Source organism: Saccharopolyspora sp. NPDC045839, assembly GCF_056431645.1.
In genome coordinates, this window is sequence record NZ_JBWKKH010000015.1 from 89,826 (window position 1) to 112,613 (window position 22,788).

General features: G+C 70.6%; 23 protein-coding genes. 10 read left to right on the plus strand and 13 right to left on the minus strand.

The annotated features are described in order from the left end of the window. Window positions 1–42: 42 nt before the first annotated feature. From AC07EQ_RS21670 to AC07EQ_RS21680, 3 genes are all read right to left on the minus strand, one after another. Window positions 43–645, minus strand: coding sequence for a TIGR03086 family metal-binding protein (locus tag AC07EQ_RS21670; RefSeq protein ID WP_478389729.1), 603 nt, complete (start codon window positions 643–645; stop codon window positions 43–45). 216 nt (window positions 646–861) lie between these two features. Beyond that, on the minus strand, window positions 862–1,008 hold the full coding sequence (locus AC07EQ_RS21675) for a hypothetical protein (protein WP_397529179.1): 147 nt from the start codon (window positions 1,006–1,008) through the stop codon (window positions 862–864). A 270-nt stretch (window positions 1,009–1,278) separates the two neighbouring features. Next, the gene (locus tag AC07EQ_RS21680; protein WP_478389730.1) at window positions 1,279–1,470 is read right to left on the minus strand and encodes a hypothetical protein; all 192 of its coding nucleotides are present in this window, start codon (window positions 1,468–1,470) and stop codon (window positions 1,279–1,281) included. Window positions 1,471–1,759: 289 nt separating this feature from the next. Between AC07EQ_RS21680 and AC07EQ_RS21685 the strand changes: the two genes are divergently transcribed. The 4 genes from AC07EQ_RS21685 to AC07EQ_RS21700 all read left to right on the plus strand — a co-directional run bounded on the left by AC07EQ_RS21685 (window position 1,760) and on the right by AC07EQ_RS21700 (window position 4,853). Continuing rightward, a complete protein-coding gene (locus tag AC07EQ_RS21685) occupies window positions 1,760–2,032 on the plus strand; it encodes an FmdB family zinc ribbon protein (protein WP_478389731.1) in 273 nt (90 codons plus the stop codon). 31 nt (window positions 2,033–2,063) lie between these two features. After that, window positions 2,064–2,705: an AmiS/UreI family transporter gene (locus AC07EQ_RS21690; protein WP_478389732.1), complete on the plus strand. Its 642-nt coding sequence runs from the start codon at window positions 2,064–2,066 to the stop codon at window positions 2,703–2,705. 12 nt (window positions 2,706–2,717) lie between these two features. Next, window positions 2,718–3,965, plus strand: coding sequence for a formamidase (gene fmdA, locus AC07EQ_RS21695; protein WP_478389733.1), 1,248 nt, complete (start codon window positions 2,718–2,720; stop codon window positions 3,963–3,965). A 96-nt stretch (window positions 3,966–4,061) separates the two neighbouring features. Further along, the gene (locus AC07EQ_RS21700; RefSeq protein WP_478389734.1) at window positions 4,062–4,853 is read left to right on the plus strand and encodes an FHA domain-containing protein; all 792 of its coding nucleotides are present in this window, start codon (window positions 4,062–4,064) and stop codon (window positions 4,851–4,853) included. A 252-nt stretch (window positions 4,854–5,105) separates the two neighbouring features. On the opposite strand, the gene AC07EQ_RS21705 is transcribed toward AC07EQ_RS21700, so the two are convergent. From AC07EQ_RS21705 to AC07EQ_RS21715, 3 genes are all read right to left on the minus strand, one after another. Next, complete coding sequence (locus tag AC07EQ_RS21705; protein WP_478389735.1) at window positions 5,106–6,881, minus strand: serine/threonine-protein kinase; 1,776 nt, start codon at window positions 6,879–6,881, stop codon at window positions 5,106–5,108. Between the two features lie 91 nt (window positions 6,882–6,972). Then, a complete protein-coding gene (locus tag AC07EQ_RS21710; RefSeq protein WP_478389736.1) occupies window positions 6,973–7,965 on the minus strand; it encodes an alanine racemase in 993 nt (330 codons plus the stop codon). Between the two features lie 223 nt (window positions 7,966–8,188). Beyond that, window positions 8,189–8,458, minus strand: a complete 270-nt coding sequence (locus AC07EQ_RS21715) for a DUF1876 domain-containing protein (protein ID WP_478389737.1) — start codon at window positions 8,456–8,458, stop codon at window positions 8,189–8,191. A gap of 198 nt (window positions 8,459–8,656) precedes the next feature. On the opposite strand from AC07EQ_RS21715, the gene AC07EQ_RS21720 reads away from it, so the two are divergent. Further along, the gene (locus AC07EQ_RS21720) at window positions 8,657–9,352 is read left to right on the plus strand and encodes a hypothetical protein (RefSeq protein WP_478389738.1); all 696 of its coding nucleotides are present in this window, start codon (window positions 8,657–8,659) and stop codon (window positions 9,350–9,352) included. A gap of 12 nt (window positions 9,353–9,364) precedes the next feature. Here AC07EQ_RS21720 and AC07EQ_RS21725 read toward each other — a convergent pair whose 3' ends face one another. Further along, window positions 9,365–10,648, minus strand: coding sequence for a diguanylate cyclase domain-containing protein (locus AC07EQ_RS21725; protein WP_478389739.1), 1,284 nt, complete (start codon window positions 10,646–10,648; stop codon window positions 9,365–9,367). Window positions 10,649–11,165: 517 nt separating this feature from the next. Between AC07EQ_RS21725 and AC07EQ_RS21730 the strand changes: the two genes are divergently transcribed. Then, complete coding sequence (locus AC07EQ_RS21730; RefSeq protein ID WP_478389740.1) at window positions 11,166–11,579, plus strand: cupredoxin domain-containing protein; 414 nt, start codon at window positions 11,166–11,168, stop codon at window positions 11,577–11,579. Between the two features lie 44 nt (window positions 11,580–11,623). Here AC07EQ_RS21730 and AC07EQ_RS21735 read toward each other — a convergent pair whose 3' ends face one another. Then, window positions 11,624–14,383: an ATP-binding protein gene (locus AC07EQ_RS21735; protein ID WP_478389741.1), complete on the minus strand. Its 2,760-nt coding sequence runs from the start codon at window positions 14,381–14,383 to the stop codon at window positions 11,624–11,626. Between the two features lie 214 nt (window positions 14,384–14,597). Here AC07EQ_RS21735 and AC07EQ_RS21740 point away from each other — a divergent pair, with 214 nt between their 5' ends. After that, the gene (locus AC07EQ_RS21740; protein WP_478389742.1) at window positions 14,598–14,891 is read left to right on the plus strand and encodes a hypothetical protein; all 294 of its coding nucleotides are present in this window, start codon (window positions 14,598–14,600) and stop codon (window positions 14,889–14,891) included. Window positions 14,892–14,907: 16 nt separating this feature from the next. On the opposite strand, the gene AC07EQ_RS21745 is transcribed toward AC07EQ_RS21740, so the two are convergent. Beyond that, complete coding sequence (locus AC07EQ_RS21745) at window positions 14,908–15,336, minus strand: MFS transporter (protein ID WP_478389743.1); 429 nt, start codon at window positions 15,334–15,336, stop codon at window positions 14,908–14,910. A 170-nt stretch (window positions 15,337–15,506) separates the two neighbouring features. Between AC07EQ_RS21745 and AC07EQ_RS21750 the strand changes: the two genes are divergently transcribed. From AC07EQ_RS21750 to AC07EQ_RS21760, 3 genes are all read left to right on the plus strand, one after another. Further along, window positions 15,507–15,764, plus strand: coding sequence for a cell division protein SepF (locus AC07EQ_RS21750; protein ID WP_478389744.1), 258 nt, complete (start codon window positions 15,507–15,509; stop codon window positions 15,762–15,764). Window positions 15,765–15,928: 164 nt separating this feature from the next. Next, complete coding sequence (locus AC07EQ_RS21755) at window positions 15,929–16,879, plus strand: class 1 isoprenoid biosynthesis enzyme (protein ID WP_478389745.1); 951 nt, start codon at window positions 15,929–15,931, stop codon at window positions 16,877–16,879. A 38-nt stretch (window positions 16,880–16,917) separates the two neighbouring features. Beyond that, window positions 16,918–17,205, plus strand: coding sequence for a hypothetical protein (locus AC07EQ_RS21760; RefSeq protein WP_478389746.1), 288 nt, complete (start codon window positions 16,918–16,920; stop codon window positions 17,203–17,205). A gap of 32 nt (window positions 17,206–17,237) precedes the next feature. On the opposite strand, the gene AC07EQ_RS21765 is transcribed toward AC07EQ_RS21760, so the two are convergent. From AC07EQ_RS21765 to AC07EQ_RS21780, 4 genes are all read right to left on the minus strand, one after another. Then, entirely contained in the window at window positions 17,238–19,208 is a 1,971-nt protein-coding gene (locus tag AC07EQ_RS21765) for a hypothetical protein (RefSeq protein ID WP_478389747.1), read from the minus strand. A 292-nt stretch (window positions 19,209–19,500) separates the two neighbouring features. Then, window positions 19,501–20,901 (minus strand): sugar porter family MFS transporter, encoded by a 1,401-nt coding sequence (locus tag AC07EQ_RS21770; protein WP_478389748.1) that lies wholly within the window; start codon window positions 20,899–20,901, stop codon window positions 19,501–19,503. Window positions 20,902–20,981: 80 nt separating this feature from the next. Continuing rightward, entirely contained in the window at window positions 20,982–21,863 is an 882-nt protein-coding gene (locus AC07EQ_RS21775) for an SIS domain-containing protein (protein ID WP_478389749.1), read from the minus strand. A gap of 97 nt (window positions 21,864–21,960) precedes the next feature. Then, window positions 21,961–22,743, minus strand: coding sequence for a DeoR/GlpR family DNA-binding transcription regulator (locus AC07EQ_RS21780; protein ID WP_478389750.1), 783 nt, complete (start codon window positions 22,741–22,743; stop codon window positions 21,961–21,963). Window positions 22,744–22,788 lie beyond the last annotated feature (45 nt).

The window sequence follows — 22,788 nt, forward strand, 5'->3', positions numbered from 1 at the left end:
TTCTGCAAGATCGAATTCCGGATCGGATTCCGGTGGCGGAGCTCAGGGTCGGCGGCCCATCAGGCGCAGCACCCGCTGCTGGCGGGTCTCGTCGGCGGGAGCCGCCGCGGCCGCCGCGAAGTAGCTGTGCGTGCTGCCCGGGTCGAGCGGCCCCTCGGCGACGCCGGTGTAGAGCCACTCGAAGTTGTCGTCGACCCACTCGACCGGCAACGGGTCCAGTTCCTCCGGGCCGCCGGTGGCGCGGGCGAGGTCCCAGCTGTGCACGACGGTGTCGGCGATGAGCAGTCCGAGCAGTTTGCGGCCGTCGACCGGGCCGAACGGGTAGTCCACGACCCGGTCCAGCGCCCCGGGCTCGCCGAAGGCGGCGAGGCAGCTCGCCGCGGCGGCGTCGAACGATCCGGCGGGGTCGTCGCCGAGCGCGTCCTGCTCGCGGATCATCAGGAACTGGGTGCTGTGGCCGCCGTGCAGCAGCAGGCGGTAGATCGCGTTCGCCTGCACCAGGTGGCTCACCAGCGCGCGCACGTCCCATTCGGCGCAGGGGGTCGGATCGGCCCACTGGCCGGGCTCGATCGACCTCACCCGGCGGGCGAAATCCGCGTTGGTGCGGCGGAGGTGGGCGAACAGCACGTCGTCGGAAGCACGCATGAGTCGATCATGGTGTCACCGCCGGCCCGTGTCCGGCGGGAATCGGCCCCGGCACTTCCGCGCGGTGTTCGAGTCCTGTGTGGACAACGAGGGTCGTCCAGACGCAGCAGTAGCTCCCGCCTCAATGCGGACGGGAGCTACCGGAAATGCTGGACTGGTCTTTTGGGTTGGATGTGGTTGCTGGTTGGAAGAGGTTCTCAGGACGTCAAAGCCGGCTCAGCGCCAGCCGCCCCAACGACCCCAGCCGCCCCAGCCGCCCCAACCGCCCCAGCGACCCCAGCCCCAACCCCAGCCCCAGCCCCAGCCCCAGCCGTGGCCCCAGCCCCAGCCGTGACGGTTGCTGAAGATTGTGCTGATCTGCATCGTGATCCCTCGTTAATCCCATGATGGGGATTGCCGCACCGGGCCTTTCCGGGGCGCGAAGAGCCCACCGGGACTCCCGGTGCTTTTCTGCCGACCCCGGCGACGTGAGTACGCCGTCGGATTCACCGGCTTTTCGCCGGTACTTGTCACGGTATTGCCAGGAAAAGGCCGGTAAAGGGGTCTTTCGCCCCGAATTCGATCCGTAGTCGATCAGTCACGCTGTGCTAGCGGACGGTCGGGGGTCGATCGGAGTGCACAGTGGACGGACGGTCAGGAGTTGACCGGCGAGCCGGCGGCAGGTTCGGCGACGGGCACCGAGGGGCGCGCGGTGACCACGACCGGGCCGCCGCAGTTCCAGCATTCCGGCTCGTTCTCGGGCGCGGAACGTCCGGCGACGTCGCAGCCCGGGCACAGCCAGGCGGTCAGGATGATGCGACCGCGGGGATCGTGTCGGGGACGCATGGGCAGCCACCACTCTGATCGTGTCGGGTGCCGCCTGCATGCTGTGACCGCTCCGACGGGTGCTCACTCTGTTGGGCGGAAATTATTGGGTAGGCGGGCACGCGCAGTCAACAGTGCCGCGCGCCACGCCGAACCCGACCGCCAGGGCCGCGTCGCCGCAGATCATGCCGCCCTTGACAGCGCACGACGCCGGGAGTCTCCTCGGTTCTGGGCCGTCGGTCCGCGATTTTCCGGCCGGCGACCGCAGCGGGATCGCATCGGTCTCAGGTCTTCGGGGGAAGGGCCGGCCATGGCGACTTACGAGTACGACTGCCCTCGGTGCGGTCGCTTCGAGACGCACCAGCCGATGGGGACGGCCTCGGCTTCACGCGAATGCCTCCACTGCGGGCGACCGGCCCGCAGGATCTTCTCCGCACCGCACCTCGCCGCCGTGCCCGCGCGGCTCGCCGCCGCGCTCGACCGGGCGGAGCGCAGCGGCGCGGAACCGGAGGTGGTCACCGAGGTGCCCCGCGGGAAGCCGCCCGAGCCGCATCCGTCGCTGTCCCGGCTCCCGCGCCCCTGACCGGGCCCAGGCGCCAGCGGAGGTGTCATCGGTGGCATACGTGGGATTGCTGTACGTCGGCGCCGTGCTGTTCCTCAACGGCGTCATGCTGTTGGGCAAGGCCGACCCGAAGGCGATCGGCGTGTTCAACCTCTTCGTCGGGGCGCTCCAGGTGATCACCCCGACGATCCTGATCGCGGTGAACCTCGGGGACCCGGTCACGGTCCTCAGCGCGTCGGGCATCTACCTCTTCGGATTCACCTACCTGTACGTGGGGATCGGGCTGCTCGGTGACTTCGACACGAGCGGAGTCGGCTGGTTCTCGCTGTTCGTCGCCATCATGGCGCTCGGCTACTCGTTCGCGAACTTCCGGCTGCTCGGGGACAGCCCGTTCGGCGTGATCTGGCTGTACTGGTCGTTCCTGTGGCTGCTGTTCTTCCTGTTGCTGGGCCTCAAGATGGAGCGGCTAACCCGCTACACCGGCTGGGTCGCCGCGATCGAGGGCTGGGTCACCGCCGCGATCCCGTCGTTCCTGATCATGACCGGTTACTGGCAGAACCCGAACGCCATCGCGACGGCGCTGGTGGTCTTCGGCGTCGTCGTCTTCGTCGCGCTGTGGTTGTTCACCACCGGCGTGTGGTCGGTCCGGGGCTTCCGGACGTTGTCCGCGCCCCACCGTCCGGCACATCAGTGAGGAGGATTTCCCATGCCAGAAGTGGTTTTCAGCGTCGACCAGTCGAAGTCGATGCGGGAGCAGGCGGTGCCGGGGCACAACCGCTGGCACCCGGACATCCCGCCGGCCGCGATGGTCCGGCCCGGCCAGGAGTTCCGCGTCGAATGCCGGGAGTGGACCGACGCGCAGCTCGGCAACAACGACTCCGCCAACGACGTGCGGGACGTCGACCTGAACCTCACGCACATGCTCAGCGGCCCCATCGGCGTCGAAGGTGCCGAACCCGGCGACCTGCTGATCGTCGACATCCTGGACCTCGGGCCGGTGCCGCAGGAGACCGGTGAGGCCCCGGGGCAGGGATGGGGCTACACGGGCGTGTTCGCCAAGGTCAACGGCGGCGGCTTCCTGACCGACTACTTCCCGGACGCCTACAAGGCGATCTGGGACTTCCACGGGCAGCAGTGCACCTCGCGGCACCTGCCGGGCATCCGCTACACCGGCATCACCCACCCCGGCCTGATGGGCACCGCGCCATCGGCCGATCTGCTGGCCAAGTGGAACCGGCGGGAGCAGGCGCTCATCGACACCGACCCGAACCGCGTGCCACCGCTGGCCCTGCCGCCGACCGAGCCCGGGGCGCTGGCCGGTCAGGCGGACGGCAGCGAGGCGCAGCGGATCGCCCGGGAGGGCGCCCGGACGGTGCCGGCCCGGGAGAACGGAGGAAACCAGGACATCAAGAACTTCACCCGCGGGTCGCGGGTCTTCTACCCGGTCTTCGTCGAGGGCGCGAAGCTGTCCATGGGCGACCTGCACTTCAGCCAGGGCGACGGCGAGATCACCTTCTGCGGCGCGATCGAGATGGGCGGCTTCATCGACCTGCACGTCGACCTGATCAAGGGCGGCATGGACAAGTTCGGCATCAGCACCAACCCGGTGTTCATGCCGGGCAACGTCGAACCGCGGTACTCGGAGTTCCTGTCGTTCTCCGGGGTTTCGGTGGACCACGACACGGACACCAACCACTACCTGGACGCCACCACCGCCTACCGGCGTGCCTGCCTCAACGGCGTCGAGTACCTCAAGAAGTGGGGCTACACCGGCGAACAGGCGTACCTGCTGCTCGGCTCGGCGCCCGTCGAGGGGAGGATCAGCGGCATCGTCGACATCCCCAACGCCTGCTGCACGCTCTACGTCCCGGCGGCGATCTTCGACTTCGACGTGCGGCCCACCGCGGCCGGGCCCGCGCGCGAGGATCGCGGCCAGTGCGCCGTCACGTCCTGATCACCGGCAGCGGCCCCGCGGGGCCGCACCGGTTCCGGGAGGGCTCCCGGCCGGCCGTGGAATGCTGCAGGTGCGTTCGAGGAAGCGGAGGTGGGCATGCGCGAGAACCTGCAGGTGGCCGGGGGTCGTCCGCTCGCGGCCGGGCACGGCAGCCTCGCGTTCGGGGTGCCCGGGTCGGCGCCGGGCACGATCTTCGCGTTGTCGGTCACCGGGGGCATCACGGTCCGGCCGCGGGAGGGGCGGACGATCGTGTTCGGCCGCAACCGGCCGGAGGTGCACGTCTGCGTCGGGGAGAACGACCGGCGGATCAGCCGCCACCACGGGCTGCTGACCCACCACCTGGACCACTGGTGGGTGCACAACACGGGGCGCCTCCCGGTCCGCTTCCCCGGCTCCCGGCTGCTGTTCGCCGACGACGAGCCGGTCCCGCTCACCACCGGGTACACGCCGCTGTTCCTGCGCGGTTCGAGCGGTCGCGAGCACCTGCTGGAGCTGTACGTGGCGGGGCCGGACGGGCAGCCGCCCGCGTCGCAGCACAGCGACCCGACGCAACCGCCGAGGACGTGGAAGCTCTCGCCGACCGAGAAGCTCCTCCTGGTCGTCCTGGGCCAGCGCTACCTGATGCACGAGGCCTACCCGCAGCCGCTGTCCTGGCGGCAGGCCGCCGAACACCTCGCCGAGCTGCAACCGGATGCCGGGTGGACGGCGAAGCGGGTGGAGCACGACGTCGTCGACGTCCGCACCAGGCTGTCGAAGGGCGGCGTGCCCGGGCTGACCCGGGACGAGGTCGGCGAGCCGGTCGGGAACACCTTGAACCACAACCTCATCCGCGAACTGATGGAGAGCACCACCCTCGTCCCGCCGGACCTGAGGGGCCTCGACGGCTGACCCGGGTTGGCTCCTCTGGTGGCGCACCTGCTCCGGAGCAGCGAGTCTTGGCCCGCTACAGCCTTGGAGGCGGCGGAGTCAACGGCCTGTTCGCTTCACCTATTGAGACGAACGGTCCGTTCACCCAATTCCAGCGGTGTCCACCGGCATCGGATGGATGAGGTGAACGGACCGTTCACTTCATCTATCGAGGCGAACAGGCCGTTCACTTCACGTCAGCCAGCGGGGCCTCGCGTGGTGCGGGTCTTGGTGTCAGGTGGGGAGGCCTGCGGCGGCCGGTTCGGCGAGGGCGGTGGCCAGCCGGCAGAGCTCGTCGGTGGGTTGCGGACCCATCACGACGACGAGCAGCCGCTCGACCAGCTGGCCGTCCTCGCCGCGGTACTCGCGGTGGACGATGCCGACCTGGCACGACTCCTCGCCGTAGCCCTCCGGCTCGACGAACGCCCGGTGGTCGCCGAACCGGACGGGCCGCCCGTCGTCGGCGGTGGGCGGCTGGTGCCGGTCGAAGATGAGCCGGAGCGTGGCCGGTCCGGTGGTGCTGTTCCACCGGCAGCTCCAGCCGCCGAAGCCCGGCTCCGGGCGGATCGCGTCGACACCGGGGAAGCGCGCGAGCGCATCGCCGTCGAGGAGGCCGCAGGCGTCGGCGTTGATCAGCGAAGCGGGATTCGGCGCGGGCCGGCGCGGAACCTCGCCCCGGCCGAGCACCCCGGCCGCGGTCGTAGCCGCCGCCTCGGCCATGCCGCACAGATCGGACTGGCCCTCGCCGAGCTGGTCCGCGGTGATCACGACCCGGGTTCGCCGGTCGGGCATCGGCAGGATCCGGGCGCATTCGTCGCTTTCCTGCGGTTCCCGCACGATGTCCAGCGCGCCGATCTTCTCGACCCGGCCCTCCGGCGGCCCGTCGGCGGCGGACAACAGCACCTCGACGTCCACCTCGCCGTCGCCGGAATCCACGATGACGTCGCACCGGTTGAAGTTGCCGTACTCGGCGTTCAGGTCGGTTTCGCCGAACCGGGCGAGCGCCACCGGGTCGAGCAGGGCGCAGGGGTCGGCCGTGCGGGGCTCGCCGATCGGTGACACCGGCCTCGGCGCTCCGGCCCGATCAGTCGGGGGCCGATCCGCCGCGGTGGGCGGAAAACCGGTCGCCACCAGGGCACCGGCCGCCAGCACGCCGGCGACGGCCGCGGACACCGCGACCACGCGACCGCGCCGCCGCTTCTCGACCGGCACGTCGGCGGCGACGTTCTCCAGCATCGTCCTGGCTTCCGCCGCGCTCGGCCGCTTCGCCGGATTGACCCGCAACAGCTGGGCGAGCACCGGAGTGAGCGGCCCGGCCTGGCTGGGCGCGGCGACCTTGCCCGCCGCGGCCTGCCGCAGCAGCACGAACGGATTGCCGGATTCGCCGAACGGCGTCACGCCCTCGATCGCGGCGAACAGGGTGGCGCCGAGCGAGAAGACGTCCGAGGCCGCGGTGGGGTCCGCGCCGTTGGCCACCTCGGGGGCGACGAAGCCCGGTGTCCCGGAGAGCAGGCCGGTCTCGGTGAGAGTCACGTCGGCGTGTACGGCGCGCGAGATGCCGAAGTCGCCGAGCTTGGCGATGTCGTCGGCGGTGACGAGCACGTTCCCGGGCTTGATGTCGCGGTGCAGGATGCCCGTGGCGTGCACCGCGGCCAGGCCGGCGGCCAGCTGCGCCCCGAGCCTGGCCACCCGCGCGGGCGACAACATGCGGTGGTGGGCCAGGTCCGGCGCGGGGAGGTATTCCATGACCAGCAGCCATTCGCCGCCCTCGTCCACCACGTCGTACAACGTGACGACGTTCGGGTGGTTCACCTTCGCCAGGATCTTGCCCTCGGTGCGCAGCCGCCGGATCCGCTCGGCGCCGTGCTCGCTGTCCCGTGAGACGGCGTGCTTGATCGCGACGTCCCGGCCCAGTTCCTCGTCGACGGCGCGCCAGACCGTCCCGTTGCCGCCGGAACCGATCTGCTCCGCCAACCGATACCGGCCGCTGACCAACTGACCGATCCGCACCGTCACTCCGATCCACGAGCCGGGCCAGCCTCGGACGAGGCGGCGCAACCCTATTGCACGGCGGACGCCGGGCGGGACCGGTCCGGCGAAATCACCAGCCGCGTAGGTCGACGGGCCAGATCTCGACGACCTCGTCGCCGTCGACGACGTGGATGCGTTCGTGCAGCGCGATGGTCGGGTCGATGTGCGCGGGCAGCACCCGGACCCGGTCGCCGACCCGGGCCGGGAGCTCCGGGGTGAAGGTCAGGTGCTCGTCGGAGCAGAAGTGCACGCGCGCGCCCGGAATCGCGGGATTGCCGTGGTCCATGCCGAGCGCCTTGATCCCGACGTCGGCGACGACCCACTTCGGGGACGCCGAGATGACGGTTCCGAGAACGGTCAGGGCCTGCCGGAACGGCAGGCCGAGCTCGGCGTAGGCGGTGTCCATCAGGGCGTAGGAGCCGGCCTGGACCTCGGTGGCCCAGGTGTTCACCGCGTACGTCCCGGTGCCGCCCGCGCTGACGAGATCGCCGCCGACGTCCTCGTGCGCGGCCAGCAGCAGCGCCATGCTCTCGGCCGCGCGCTCGGCGCGCTCCGCCGGGTCCTTGCGCAGCATGAGATGGCCTTCGTACCCCATCACGCCGCGAACGGAAAGTCCTTTGCTGCGAGCGAGATCGGCGAGCTCGCCCGCGGCGGCGGGATCGATGCCGCAGCGCGGCAGGCCGACGTTGACGTCGACGACCACTTCGCGGACACCGCCGGATGCGGCGGCTTCGACGGTTTCCGGCGAGTCCACGGCCAACGTCACCCGGGCACCGCCGCGCACGACCGCGCCGAGGCGCCGGGTGTCGAGAACTTCGTTGGCCAGCAACAGGTCTTCGCCGAGCCCGGCGGCGGCCATGCCCTCGACCTCGCGGACGGTGGCGCAGGTGAAGCGGCGATGCCCGATGTCCGCCTGGCGCTGGGCGAGCGCGGTCGTCTTGTGCGCCTTGACGTGCGGGCGCAGCCGGGCCCCGGGCAGCGCCTCGCCCATCGTCCGCAGGTTGGCATCGAGCAGCGCGGCGTCGACGACGAGCGCAGGGGTCTGCAGGTCCAAGAGGTGCAACGTCGTCTCCCTCGCCGGTACCGGTCTTCCCGCCCGGATCATACGGTTCCGCCGACGGCGTTCCCCGTCATCGCGACGAGGTGGGCAGCCGTTCCCCGTCGAGGTCGACCGCGGCCGACAGCTCGAAGAACTTGGCCACCAGCGGGAGTTTCGAGCGCCCGCACCGCATGGTCGTAGACACCGCCAAACCCGCACGAGCGTGTCTCTCCGTGGTTCTGCGGACTCAGGTGTGGAGGTGGGCCGGGTGGCCCGTCATTCGCTCGACTTCGTCTTCCGCCGTTCTCAGCAGGCGGCGGGCCAGGTCGAACAGCGCTCGCGCCGCCGCTAGTTCGTCGCCGATCTCCGGCACGCTGCGGTCTTGCGGGTTTCGCCGTGCCGCGCCCTTGCCGTGGAGTTCCCCGGCCACCGGTACTCGCAGGCGCGCTTCGGCGTGCGTGTGGTCGATGTCCTCGTCGAAGTAGACGTCGACCGTCCAGTGCTTCGTCGCGGCCATTGCTGTTCGCCTCCAACACCGCAGCATCGCGGAGCCGTCGCGCGGGATGCCAGAGCCCATTGGCACGTGCATCGCCGCCGTCGTCGCGGAACGTCGTGCCGGTTTTTCCCGGCCCGGTGGCCGGGGTGCGTCGTGTTGGGTTCACGTCGTTGTCGGGGTAACCCGGTGGCTTGCGGAATCCGAGCGGAGGAGGCTGCGATGAACGAGCGGGCATGGGAGCGCGCGGGGGCGGCGAGCGGTCTGGTGGCGGCGGTGTTGCTGCTGGTCAGCTTGTTCCTCAACCCGACCGCCCCGACCGGGGACGAGCCGGTCCTGACCTTCTTCTACGTCGCCGGGAACCGGGGCACGGTGGTGCTGGCCGCGCTGCTGGCGACGCTGGCGGCGGTGGTGTTCTTGTGGTTCGTCGGGCACCTGAGGCACCTGTTGCAGCGCGCCGAAGGCGGTGCGGAGGCGTTCTCGCCGGTCGTGTTCGCCGCCGGGGTGGTGCTGTCGGCGATGACGATGCTGAGCATGCTCCCGGTGACCGCGCTGGCGTCGATGAGCCGGGACATCTCGACCGCGAGCGGGTCGGCGGTGTTCGTGCTCTCCGAGCTGCACCGGCTCGCGCTCGGGCCGCTCGGGCTGCTGGTCGCGCTGTTCGCCGCGACCACCGGCGCCGCGATGGTGCGCCGCGAGGTGCTCGGGCCCTGGGTCGGCTGGTTCGGGTTCGCGGTGGCCGCGATCGGGCTGATCGCCGGGGTCACCGCCTTCTACGTGTCCGGCCCGTTCGTCACGATCGCGGCCATGGTCACCGGCATCGTGTTCGCGGTGTGGATCGGTGACGCCGCGGTGCTGATGCTGTACCGGCCGGAGGTCGACCGCGTCGAGGTGCCGGGCACGGCGTTCGCGCACTGACCGCCGAACGCGTCACCCACCCGCCCGGGGCCGGGTGGGTGGCTCGTTCCTGGCCTGGCAGTGCGGGCAGTGCGCGGTCGCCTCCGCGACCGCGCGCATGTCGTGCTTGCGCCGGTACATGTCCCGGTCGGCTTCGTGCAGCAGCGCGTTCGGACGGGTCGCCGGGTCGGTCGTGGTGGCCAGTCCGACGCTGGCCCGGATCCGCAGGAGGCCGTGCGGCGTGTCGCATTCGGCCCGGAGGCGCCGGGCGACGCGGTCGCGGAACTCCGCGGCGGCCCGGACATCGGGAACCCGGCTGATGACGGCGAATTCGTCGCCGCCGATCCGGCACACGGTGTCGGCCGGGCCCGCCGCGTTGAGCAGTTCGTCGGCGGCGGTCATGAGGAGCCGGTCGCCCGCGGCGTGCCCGTAGGTGTCGTTGACGGGCTTCAGCTCGTCGAGGTCGGCGACGAGCACCGCGACCACGCCGCCGTCCCGTTCGAGGTCCGCGAGGACGTGTGCCAGGCGATCGTCGAGCAGGGCGCGGTTGGCCAGCCCGGTCAGCGGGTCGTGCAGCGCCAGGTGGGCGAGGTGGACGTCGGAGGCGCCGCGCTCGCCGAGCTCCTCGCACTGGCTGACCAGGTACGCCGGGCGGTCGTCGGCGCCGGGGACCACGCTGGTCCGGATCAGCACCCAGATCGGATGGCCGTTCTTGTGCCGGTAGCGCTTCTTCAAGCTGACCGTGGTCAGCCGGCCCGCCGCCAGGTCGGCCAGCGCAGCCGCGGAGTGTTCGTGGTCCTGCGCGTAGGTGACGTCGAGGATGTGCATTTCGAGCATTTCGCGCCTGCTGTACCCGAGGAGCTCGCACCACGCCTCGTTGACGTCGGCCCAGCGGCCGTCGTGGTCCAGCAGCGCCATGCCGGTGGGGGCGTTGGCGAACACGCGACTCCACAGGGGGCCGGTCTCCGGGCGGTCCTCGATCTCGTGGAACTGCGAGAGGAAGAGCCCCGGCTCGCTTCCGCGGCCGTGGATCGGCGACGTGCATTGGAGCATCCGCACGGTGCCGCCATCGGAACGCCTGAATCGCCGTTCGGCCGTTCCTGATCCGGTGGTGCTTCGCGGATCGGCCTCATCCGCGGTGAAGCCGTCGAGCGGGTGTCCGACGAGGCCGGCCCGGTCGTAACCGAGCGCGCGGCAGAGCGCGCCGTTGGCGTGCACGCAGCGGCCGCTCGCGTCGAGCAGCGCCATCGGGGTGGTGGCGCTGTCGAGCAGCGGCAGCCATTGCTCGGTCGGTTCGTGATCGGGGGTGGTTCGCATCAGGTTTCCGGGGAGGAGTTCTGCCGGTGTGCGACTTCTGGACGGCAGCCGCGCGCATATCCGGCGAACTCGGGGGCACCTCCGCTCCCCGGGCCGCCGAGGGGGCGTCCGATGCCTGGCGGCCCGGGGAACGGGGTGATTCGGTTGGTCTGTCGGGGACGAGCGAAACGGGACATACCGGCCTCGAACGTCGGGGGACGGGGACGATGCCGTCCACCTTGCGTGAGAACCGCGGTACCTGGCGGCGTTGGAATTACCGATTTCCATACCTAAATCCACGCGCCGAGCCGATGCGCCCGCGCGGTCGCGGGTTTTTCGGCCGCAAGACCGGCAACAGGGGCCACGCCGGGAACTTCCGCCACCAAACGGACGGCCTGCGGATTTACTCTGGACGGGCTCGCACCGTCGAAACAGCCGGGCCGGTAATGGTTTTCCGAATGCTAGCGCATTTCCCGGCCCGGTGCCGAATTTCTCGTGGGGGTCGGCAATGCTGATCGAAGTGAGCGGAAAAAGGGTCATGGGCAGGAAATCCGGAAGAACGAGGCGGGTGCTGCTGAGCGTGCTGCTCGGCGTGCTCGCACTGGTGGCGACCGTCTGCACCAGTGCGTCGGCCGCCGCGGCACCGCCGGCGCCGGCCGGACCGGTGGTCGGCGGATCGCACCTGGTGATCGTCAAGATGGTCGACTACCGGCTGTTGCAGCCCGCCTTCCTGCCGCCGGGGCGCTACACGTTCCGGGCCATCAACGAGGGGCGCGCGCCGCACGCCCTGCAGATCAGCGGACCCGGCGTCGCGAACGCGCGCACGCCGACGGTGCAGGCGGGTCAGGCCGCCGACCTCACCGTGGATCTGCGCCGCGGGCTCTACGACTTCTGGTGCCCGATCGGCAACCACCGGCAGATGGGAATGCAGCTGAACGTCTACGTCGGGTGAACCGGCCCGGCCCGGGTTCCGCAGCGGACCCGGGCCGGCCGCCGCTAAGTGCGCGAATCCGCTAGAGCGGCGCTGGAGAGGACCCGGCGGAGTTCCCGGCGCGAACCGATGGCGAGTTTGGTGAACACCTTGCGCAGGTGCCATTCCACGGTGCGCGGGCTGAGGAACAGCTGGGCGCCGATCTCCGGATTGGTGTGACCATCGCGGGCCAGCCGGGCGATCTGCGCCTCCTGGGCGGTGAGCACGACCAGCGTCTGCGGCGTGGCCCGGTGCACGGTTTCGCCGGTGGCCAGGAGTTCCCGGCGGGCGCGTTCGGCGAACGCCTCGGTTCCGATGCGGCCGAACATCTCGTGCGCGGTGCGCAGCTGTTCGCGCGCCTCCAGGCGCCGGTTCTCCCGGCGCAGCCACTCGCCGTGCAGCAGGTGGGTCCTGGCGAGGTGCACGGCGGCACGGCTGTGGGCCAGCCGCTCGACGGCCTCGCGGTAGAGCTTCTCGGCCTCCTCACCCGTGCTCAGCAGCGCCAGCGAGCGAGCCTCGATGCCGGAAGCCCAGTTCGTGCCGCAAGCTCTCGTTCGCTCGTGGAGCCGCCGGAAGGCGTCCTCGGCGACCTCGCGCCGGCCGCTTCGCACGCCAGCCTCGACCAGCTCGCCCAGCGCCCACCAGTAGACGCTCAGCTGGTCGTTCCGGCAGGCGCGCTCGGCGGCGGCGACCGCCGTCTCGTACTTGCCGAGGCCGTTGGCCAGCACTGCGGTCGCGTAGTCGGCCATCGTGATCGCTCGCCCCTCGCCCCGGGCGTCCGCATCCCGCGCGCTGGTCTCGATCAGCTCCAGCGCCTGGGCTTCGCGGCCGCGGGTCGCGGCGAGCGTCATCGCGGCGTACCGGTGCGGCGCGTTGCCGGACGTCTGGGCGATCGCATCGGCCTCGTCGAGCATCTCCGACGCCACGTCGAGCTCGCCGGCGTGAACGTGCTCCCCGGCGCGGTAGCTGAGCGCGGTGGCGAGCGTGGTGAGCGCGCCGGTGTCGCGTGCCCGGCGGAGGCCGCGGGCGGCGAGCTCGCGCCACGCCTCGTCGTCGCCCAGGTCGGTCGCGACGCGGCAGGCCAGCCCGATCCAGCGGGCGTCGTCGGTCCCGGCCGTGCCGCTGCGGCGGAGTGCCCGCACCGCGCGTTGGAGCGTCGGAACGCCGGAGGCGAAGCCGTCGGTGAACCGTGCGGCCAGCCCGTCCAGCAGGAGGTCTATCGGCCGCTGCGGTGCGCGCCGGGCGGCTTCGGTCGCCCGCAGCGCCTCGTTGCAGTTGCCGACCCGGCCGGTGAAGATCGCCGCTTCGAGCGCTTCGAGGTACGTTTCGCGCGACAGCGCGACATCGAGCGGTTCGAGGCGTTCGGCGGCTCGCAGCAGCAGCGGCGGCGCGTCGCGGCCCCGGTTCACCGCGAGCGCGATCTCGGCGCGCAACAGGTCGGCCCTGGCGTGCTGGAGCTCGTCGAGCGGTGATGCTTCGGCGATGGCCAGCAGTCCCAGCGAAGCATCGGGCGCCCCGGCATCCAGCTTCTGCTGGGCGGCCGCCAGGGCGCGCGCACCCCGGCGTGCCGGATCGGGCGTCAGCTCGGTCGCTTTCGCGAGGAAGGCGGCCGCCGCCGCGATCCCGCCGCGGCAGTGCGCCCGGTCGGCCGACCGTTCCAGTTCGCCGGCCACCACCTCGTCCGGGCCGCGGGCGGCGCGGGCGCGGTGCCACGCGCGCCGATCCGGATCCACTGCTGGGTCGGTGGCTTCGCCCAGCGCGCGATGCACCCGCTGGCGCTCGTCCGGCGACGCCGTCCGGTAGACCACGGAGCGCACCAGCGGATGCCGGAACCGCACCCGGCCGCCGATCTCGATCAACCCGGCGGCCTCGGCCGGGCCGGCCGCATCGGCCGGCAGCTCGAGCCCGGCGACGGCCCGCCAGAGCAGGCCGGCGTCGCCCGACGGGTCGGCCGCTGCGGTCAGCAGCAACCGCTGGGTATCGCCGGGCACCGCCCGGATCCGGCGGGTGAAGCACTGTTCGAGGCAGCCGGACACGGGCCCAGGGTTGGGCAACCCGAACCCGCCCGCGAGCTCGGCCGGGGTGAACACGCGCGGCAACTCCAGCAACGCCAGCGGGTTTCCGCGGGCCTCCGCGATGATCCGGTCCCGCACTTGCTCGTCGAGCCGTCCGTGCATCACCGAAGCCAGCAGCTGGGCGGCGTCGGCGGAACCGAGGCCGTTGACGGAGAGCTCCGGGAGGTCGGCCAGGTCGTGGTCGTCGTTGGGCTCGCGCACGGCGAACACCACCGCGACCGGCTCGGCCAGCAGGCGGCGCGCCGCGAACGACATGGCCTGCACCGAGGCCCGGTCGAGCCACTGGGCGTCGTCGACGAGGCAGACCAGCGGCCGCTCCGCGGCGGCTTCCGAGAGCAGCGTCAGGACGGCCAGGCCCACCATGAAGCGATCCGGGGCGCCGCCCTCGTGCAGGCCGAACGCGACGCGCAGCGCGTCCCGCTGCGGCTCCGGAAGCCGGTCCAGGCGGTCGAGCATCGGCGCGCACAACTGGTGCAGACCGGCGAAGGCGAGTTCCATTTCGGACTCCACGCCCACGACGTGGGCGAGGCGACAACCCGACGCTCGTTCTCGGACGTAGTCCAGCAACGCCGTCTTGCCGGCACCGGGCTCGCCGCGGAGCACCAGCGCGGAACTCTGCCCCATCCGGGCTCTCGCCAACAGGCGATCCAGGAACTCGCACTCGCGGTTCCGGCCACGCAGCCCGGCCCCAGCACGGCCGGAAATAGCCATATTCCGATGGTAGGGGCGGCGACCCCTCGATTGGCAACTCCGCCGGGCACCCGTGGAAGAGCGGACGCGGCCAGGGGGCGGGCCCGGGTGTTCCACTGGCGCATTCGGTGCGCGGCCGGAGAAAACTCGGTGGTGTCCGGGGGTTTCGAAGCCGCGAACACGGCGGAGAAGGTACGGGCAAGGGACTAAAGTAACGGAACCAGGGGAAATCTCCATGCGCACAGCGGTTAGGGCGTTGGCCGCACTCGCATTGGCCGCGCCTCTCGCACTGGGAGTTGCCGACATCGGAACGGCTGCCGCGGCCGCGCAGCAGCCGGTCTCGGCAGCGGGGCACTTCCACACCGACAACAAGGACAACGACAAGAACAAGAAGAGCAAGGGGGGCAACACCAGGGGCGAGACCGACAGCAGCGAAGGCAGCACCAGCAGCCGGAGCAGCAGCAGCTCGAGCAACACCAACACAGGAGTCTCCGGGCAGACGGCATTGCCGGTGACGGTCGGCGGGTGACGATGTCGTCAGTCGCTCACCGACCCACCGGTGACCGCGTCGCAGCGCACCACCAGCAGTGCCGACAGCGACCGCCCGGCCGGGCTGCAGCGCCGCTGCGGCGGAAGCAGTCGGCCGGGCGAATTCGCGGTGTCACCCGGGTCCGAGCAGTCGCTCCGTGATGGCGGCGAGCGGGCCGCCGCGTCGGCAGCCCGGCGAGCCAGGTGCGGCGGGCGCCGAACCGGTCGATCGCCCAGCCGGACAGCGGCGCGGTGACCGAGACGCCGAGCAGGTAGGCGGTGGTCACCCACTGGATCGCGGCCGGCGTCGAGCCGAATTCGCGGACCAGCGTGTCGATTCCGACGCCGGTCATGGTCGTGTCCAGCAGGGCCAGGAACGCGCCGAGGGGCATGGTGACCAGCAACTTGCGGAGCGCGGAATCCGCTGGTTCTGAGCGAGCAGCCATGTCCGTTCCCGAGTCGTATCTAACATTGAACTAATGAGTTCAATTTAGCGATCACATTAGTACATGTGCAACGGGGTGGCTGCGACCCGGGCGCGGGTTCCCGCCCGGCGGGACGGGGCGGCTCATCCGCTTCCAGTTGACTTTGCCGCCCGGCCGACGAGACTGATGACGTGGTCAAGACGCTGCACCCGCAGAACTACGGCGACGCCTACGACGTCGGTGATTACTTCCGCAAGGGCGTGCCGGTGGTGATGGACCTGACGAGCCTGCCCAAGGCGGAAGCGGTGCGGCTCGTCGACTTCGCCGCGGGCATGGTCGTCGGGCGCGGCGGCTCCATGGACCGGGTCGCGCCTCGGGTATTCCTGCTGACGCCCCCGGGAGTGCCGGCCGGCGATGTCCGGCCGGATCCGGCGATCGCGCCCTCCTGACGCGCACGAAACAGCGCCGAGCCTGCTCCGCCAAACCTGACAGCCGGTCTCACCGACGGTCCGGGCGGGCTCCCGCTACCCGCCGCGCCGGGCCGTTCGTGTTGATTCGGCTTGTACCGTTGTGGCGTCTCGACTTCTCTCGCGTCGACCACTCGAATCGACGCATGGACTGCGGACTGTGGCGGGATGTTCTCGCGCTCTTGCGGTCAGTCGAACTCGCCGGCGCCGTGCCGTCGATCGGGCGCCGCACCGTCGAGTACGTCACCGCGTACGAGCAGGTGGTTGCGCCGATCGTCGAGTCGGTACTGGACCGATCGGGCCCGAGCCGGTACCTGGACGGCGCGATGTGCGAGATCTGCGCCAAGCTTTGCTTCCTGCTCTCCGGCTACGCGACCACCGCGAGCGTGCCCTTCCACGCGGATCTCGTGGTGCTCGGTGGCGCTGTCGCCAGGGTGTACGACGATCTCGTCGACGAGTACGGCGACGGTGACCTTCTCGAGCGGCTTTCGGCGCTGTTCGCCGGTGGCGCGTTCGCGCCCGCCAGCGCAGCCGAACGGCTGTTGTCCGCCCTGTACCTGGAGTTGGAACGGCGACTCGGCCGGAGCCGCGACGATCCCATCAACCTCGTGCTGGCCGCGTTGCACGAAGTGCAGATCAGGTCGCAGCGCCAGCGTGATCCTTCGATCCCGTCGTCGGTTCTGGCGGAAATCACGCGGGCCAAGGGTGGGCACGCGACGGTGGTGCTGTTCGCGTTGCTACGACCGGAGATGGAGGCACGAGAGCAGGAACTGGTGCGGGAGCTGGGCGAGGCGCTGCAACTCGCCGACGACTACCTGGACGTCGCAGACGACCAGAAGACCGGGATCACCACCTCTGCGACGAGAGGAGAACTGTCGCTCACCCGCATCTGTCGACAGCTGTGCGGGTTGCGTCCCGCGCTGCGCCACCTCTACGGCCGGGATCAACCGCTCTGCGGTGTCATCTACCTCCATTTGTGGGGCTGCTTCCTGCGGCGCCGCTGGCCCAGCCGGCTTGCCGCGGGTACCCCGGCGAGAGTGCTGGTGTCCTTGGCCCGAAAGTGGGCGCTGGGACGACGAACCAGGGCTGACAGGTGACGCCCGCCGGAGGATGGTGGACCTCGTGGTTGGTGCTTATGTCGGTCGTGCTGGTGGCAGCCGGACAGCTCGTCGTAGGTTCGGTGCGTGAGCCGGTCACGACCTGCGGTGTCGCACTGGCGGCCTACACCGCGTTGCGAACCGCGTTGCTGACGGCGTTGGAGCGACAGCAGTACGCATTCGAGCCCGTCTGGCTCGCCGAGCGGTCATCCGCATTGCGTGCGGCGAACTTTGAAGTGATGCGCTGTGATGTGGGCGACCGCACCTACGGCCTGTCTGATCCGGACGCGGCGGCAGACCTGCGAGCTGCGGCCATCCGGCGGTAGCACCTATTGGCTGCTGGGCGGGCCGGTGGCGCTCACGGTCGTGCGGCCAGTCGATCCTGCAGCACAGCGTGCCGAAACTGGTAGTACGGACCGACTTGACGCAGCACGCCGAGACGGTGAGCGTCCACGAGGAAGGACATGAGCCGCAGGGGCGTTCGGCCGCGCAGCGCGAGCCAGAGTCGGGCAACGAGAAGAGCGCCGCAAGCGCTCGTGGACTGCATGACGAGACCGAGCCCACAGGCACCGATCAATCCGCCGACCGCCGCGCCGAGCAAGCCGACCAGTGCGGGATCGTCGATCGGGACGATCAGTCCGCGGTCGGCCGCGCCGAAAACGCCGCCCATCGCAGCCCCGACCAAGGCTCCGACGACGGCACCGAGACCCGCTGCATAAAGCACCGCCAGTTCGTCGTCGCGCAGCGTGCGAGCAGGGGTGACAGCTTCGCGCGACTCGGTCGGCTCGGTGAACCGGCGGACGACTCCGAACGCGAGCCCGAAGGCCAGCCCGATCGCCACCCCGAAACCGGCGCCCCAGAGCACCCCGACGATGATCCCGCCGACCAGCGCGCCGATCACACCGAACCCGAGGTCGCGGGTGAGTTCACGCCGACGCAGTGGGCGCGGTACGAACCGCCGAGGGTTCTCCGGCCGGACGAAGCTGAGCCCGAACCCGCAGATCACACCGACCGCGAGCCCGAACAACACCCCGAACCCAGGGCGGCCGAACAGTCCGAAGAACAACCAGCCCAGCAATGTGCACGACGAACCGCCGAACAACGCGGCCGTGCTGGGCCACACCGGTTTCGGCACCAAGTCGCGGAGCCGCCACCAGGCGATCTCCCGGCCGCAGTTGCGGGCGAGGAAACCCAGCCACCGCTCAGCTTTCGCCGGATCCCAACGCCGCGCCGGCTGTGCGGGACTGGACAGCGGAGAATGCGGCCGCGCCGCGAAAGCGTGCCGGGTGAACACGTCCAGCAGGCGTTCCTCGATCCGGCGTGCGTCGGGAAGCGCGAGGAGTTCCGCAGGATCGGTGCTGGGATGGGCATACGCGGTTCGGGCGAGGAAGAGCATCAGCGGGGTGCGCAGTGCCTCGACGATCGGCTCATCGCGTCCCTCGGTGAGCTTGGCCAACACCGGGTCCCAGCGGTCGATGCCGGTGTCGGGTGCTGCGTCGAGCAGGTAGTCGGCAGCGGTCTCGGCGGCCACCGGCAAGAGTTGCACCACCAACGCGTCGCGCACGATGCCGGTCGTGTTCGCCGCATCGAATTCGTCGCTGCGGCAGGTCACCACCACCGGTTCTGCGTTGCGTGCGTCCAGTTCGATGGCTCGCAATGCGTTGGTCCGGTCGTCTGCGGCCATTTCATCAAGCCCATCGAGCACCGGCAGGATTCGGTGCTGAGCAAGCAGATCCCGCACCGAAGTGGCACCGTAGCGGGCTTCGTTGCCGAGGAACGGGTAGTTGTCGAGAATGCTGCGGATCAGCCAAGCGTGCAGGTTCTCCGCTGGATCCCACGACGAGATCTGGAGCAGCACGGGCACCCGGGGAGGCGCAGGCCGACGCAACAGTTCCAGCGTCAGCAACAGGCACAACGCCGTCTTGCCGGAGCCGGGCTCGCCGATCACCACGAGGCGGCGCGGGTTTTCGGCGTAGGAAGCGATGAGCTGAGGCAGGTCGCCTGCGTCCGAGCCGCTCCCGGCCTGCCAGCGGACCGGCAGCGTCTCCGCATCCTCGAGCAGCCGCTGGCCGGCCTCGGCCTCCCGCTGCGTGCGCACTTCCCAGGCGAGCGCCTCGGCGGCACGGTCGACCTGTTCCGATGTGCTCGGCTCCATCCGCTTCGACCGCAACCGCCAAGCGGCGACGGCCTGGGCAACTGCAGCGGCTCCGGAAATGATGGTCAGCAGCGTCGTCGCGGCGGCAGCGCCGTACTGAACCCACATGATCGTGAGCCCGAGCACCAACGCGGCCCACAGCGTGATGCGTCCCAACGCGCCTTTTCGCGACACTCGATCATTAAACCGAAATCGGCTGTCGGGGAACAGGAACTACTGCAGACGGGTGGAAGGATCGGGACTTGATCGAGGAAGGTCCGGGTGGGATGGCTGCTGGTCCACCCGGGTTCCTCGAATCGCAGTTCTCATCGCGCGTCGTCGCTGGCTCCGGTCGGCCTGGCTTGCGGCATTCTGTCGGCTGGCTGCCCACAAGTGATCGCGAGTGACCAGGGGCGTTCTTGCCGGTTGTGGCAACTCAGAAGATTCACGGGCGAGGACTCGGGCAGCGGTTCCGAACAGGCTCCCGCTATTCGCCGCGGCGGTTGGTGGATTCAGCGGGCCAGCGGGCGCCGTTCTCCCAGTAGGCGCGGATGCTCTCCAGGGGCTGCCCCTTGGTCTCGGGGGCGAAGCGGAACACGAACGCCCAGGCGATCGCCGCGAGCAGCACGAAGATGGCGAACGTGGTGGCGCCGCCGAGGCCGTCCATCAGCGGCAGGAAGAACTGGGCCACGATCAGGTTCGCCACCAGGTCCGCGGTCAGCATCAGCGACGCGCCGAAGGCGCGCAGCCGCGCGGGGAAGCTCTCCGAGGCGAACACCCAGACCAGCGAACCGAAACCGAAGTTGAACCCGGCGGTGAACACCAGGATCGCCGCGAAACCCCACCACGACCCGCCGCCGCCCAGCGATCCGGTGGCGAACACCAGGATCATCGCGACCCCGGCGGCCATCATCGCCGCGATGCCGCCGAGCAGGATCGGGCGCCGCCCGGCGCGGTCCACGATGAACAGCGATCCGATGGTCGCCAGCAGCGCCGCCGCCTGCACCATCGCGGGCAGCCCGAGCACGGTGGCGTTGCCCTGGAAACCCATCTGCTTGAAGATCATCGGGCTGTAGTAGGTGATCGCGTTGATCCCGGTGATCTGCACGAGGAAGCCGAGGACCAGCACGAACATCGTCGCGCTGGAGTAGGGGCGGCGGAACATCTCGCCGAACCGGCCGCCGTGCCGGGCCGAGATGTCGGCGCGGATCTCGGCGAGCTCCCGCTCGACGTCGGCGCTCGGGTCGACCAGCCGAAGGGTCCGGCGAGCCTCGTCGTGCCGGCCCTTGAGCACGTACCAGCGCGCGGTGTCGGGCAGCCGCACGAGCAGGAAGACCACCAGCACGGACGGGATCGCGGACAGCGCGAGCATCAGCCGCCAGTTCCCGGACGCGGCCAGGCTCCAGTCGACCAGGTAGGCGGCGAGGATGCCGGCCACGGTGGCGACCTGGTAGCCGACGACCAGCGCGCCGCGGATCGCCGCCGGCGCGGACTCGGCGAGGAAGATCGGCGCCACCACCAGCGACAACCCGATGCTGACGCCGAGGAAGAACCGCGCGATGTCGAGCCAGAGGATGTCGGAGACCAGCCCGGACCAGGCGGCGAACACCGCATAGCCGAGCACCACGACGATCATCGTCGGCTTCCGGCCGATCGCGGTGGCCAGCTTCCCGGCTAGCAGCGCGCCGACGATGTTGCCAGCGACCAGCACCGTGGTCACGCTGCCCTGCAGCGCGGGGGACAGGCGCATCTCCTCGGTGATGAACAGCAGCGCGCCGGAGACGTTGCCGATGTCGTAGCCGTAGATGACGCCGATGGTCGCGGCGGCGATCGCGATCCGCCGGGCCGTTGCCGAGGCGGCGCCCAGCGAGGGGGAGGCTCCGGACATGGCACTCTCCTTGGTGCGGTCGGGTTCCGAGGACGTCCAGGTGCTTGCGGGGGTCGACGGCGGCGGGGGGATCTCCGCCGTCAGCGGTCGAGCACGACGGAGCGGCTGAGGTGCCGCGGCGCGTCCGGGTCGAGGCCGCGGCGCCGCGCGAGCCGGACGGCGAGCAGCTGGGCGCGGACCAGGTCCGCCATCGGGTCGATGGCGTGCCGGACGAACGTCGCGCCGGTGCGCCGCACGTCGGCTTCCAGGTCCGTCAGCGCCGCGCCGAACAGCCACGTCACGCGCCCCGGTTCGGCGATGCTGATCGGCCCGTGCCGGTACTCCAGCGCCGGATAGGATTCGGCCCAGATCCCCGTCGCCTCGCGGAACTTCAGCGCCGCCTCGTGCGCGAGCCCGACCGTCCAGCCCGTGCCGAGGAACGTGAACTGGTTCGCCTCCAACAGGTTCGGCAGCCGCTCGCGGAGCACGGTCTCCGCCTGGTCGGCGGCGCCGGCCAGGGATTGCCCGAGATGCGTGCGCAGCAGCGCGAGAGTGCTGGTGGCGAAACGGGTTTGCACCACCGAGCGCTCGTCGCAGAACGACAGGTCCACGATCTCGTCGGCGACGTCGCGCACCGCGCCGGGCGTCGCCGTGAGCACCGTGGTGGGCACTTTTCCGCGAAGCGAAGCCAGGAGCTGCCGGACCTCCGTCGTCGTGCCGGAGCGCGTGATGGCCAGCACCCGGTCGTAGCGGCGGCCGGCCGGCATCTCCGACGCGGGGAACGCATCGGTCACGCCCAGCCCGGACGCCTCCCGGAGCGCCGCGAAGGACTGCGCGACGAACCACGAAGTCCCGCAACCGATCGCCGCGACCCGCTCGCCCGCCCGCGGCAACGCGTCCTGCACCGAGTCGGCCAGCACGGCCGCCCGGCGCCAGCACTCCGGTTGGCTGGTCATCTCGGCCTGCACGAACGACTGCGCCATCGCGCGCTCCTCCGAAGGGCGTCGGCGAATGAAACAGCCCTCAGGTTAAGTGCGCGAAAGTGCGCGATCAATGCTCTATTCGAGCATCATTGATCAGTCAGGCGACCTGGACCCTGGTCCCGGCGGCGTCGAAGGCGTGCCGGACCTCGTCGTCGACACCGGAGTTGGTGATCAGCGTGTCGATCGCGTCGCCCGCGCAGATCTGCGCGAACGCGCGGCGCCCCAGCTTCGAGCTGTCGGCGACCACGACGACGCGCGCCGCGCGCGAAGCCATCAGCCGGTTGATGCTCGCCTCGCCCTCGTGGTGCGCGTAGGCGCCGAGCTCGCTGTCGATCGCGTCGACGCCCAGGAACAGCAGGTCGAGGGTGATCTCGTGCAGGATGTGCGTGGCCAGCGGCCCGGTGAGCTCGAAGGACTGCTGCCGGGCCACGCCGCCGGTGACCACGATCTTGATGTGCGGCCGGACCACCAGCTCGTTGGCGATGTTCAACGCGTTGGTGACCACGGTAAGCCCGGGATCGCCGCGCTCGCTGAGGTCCGGCCGGGTGGCCAGGCAGCGCGCGACCTCGGTCGTGGTGGTGCCGCCGTTGAGCCCGATCACCATGCCGGGCTGGACAAGCCGCGCCGCCGCCGCGCTGATCCGCTGCTTCTCCGGCGCGTGCCGGGCGGCCTTGTGCCGCAGCGGCAGGTCGTAGGCGACGTTGGTGGCCACCGCGCCGCCGCGGGTGCGGGCGAGCAGCTGCTGGTCCGCGAGGTGGTCGAGGTCGCGGCGGATGGTCGCGGCGGAAACGTCCAGCTCGGCGGCCAGTTCCTCGACGTCGGCGCGTTCGCGCCGGCCGACGATGTCCAGGAGTTTGCTCAGCCGTTCGTGCCGGTTCACAGCCATTCCTTTCGCGCGGCCTCGACGAAAAGTACTACAACGCCC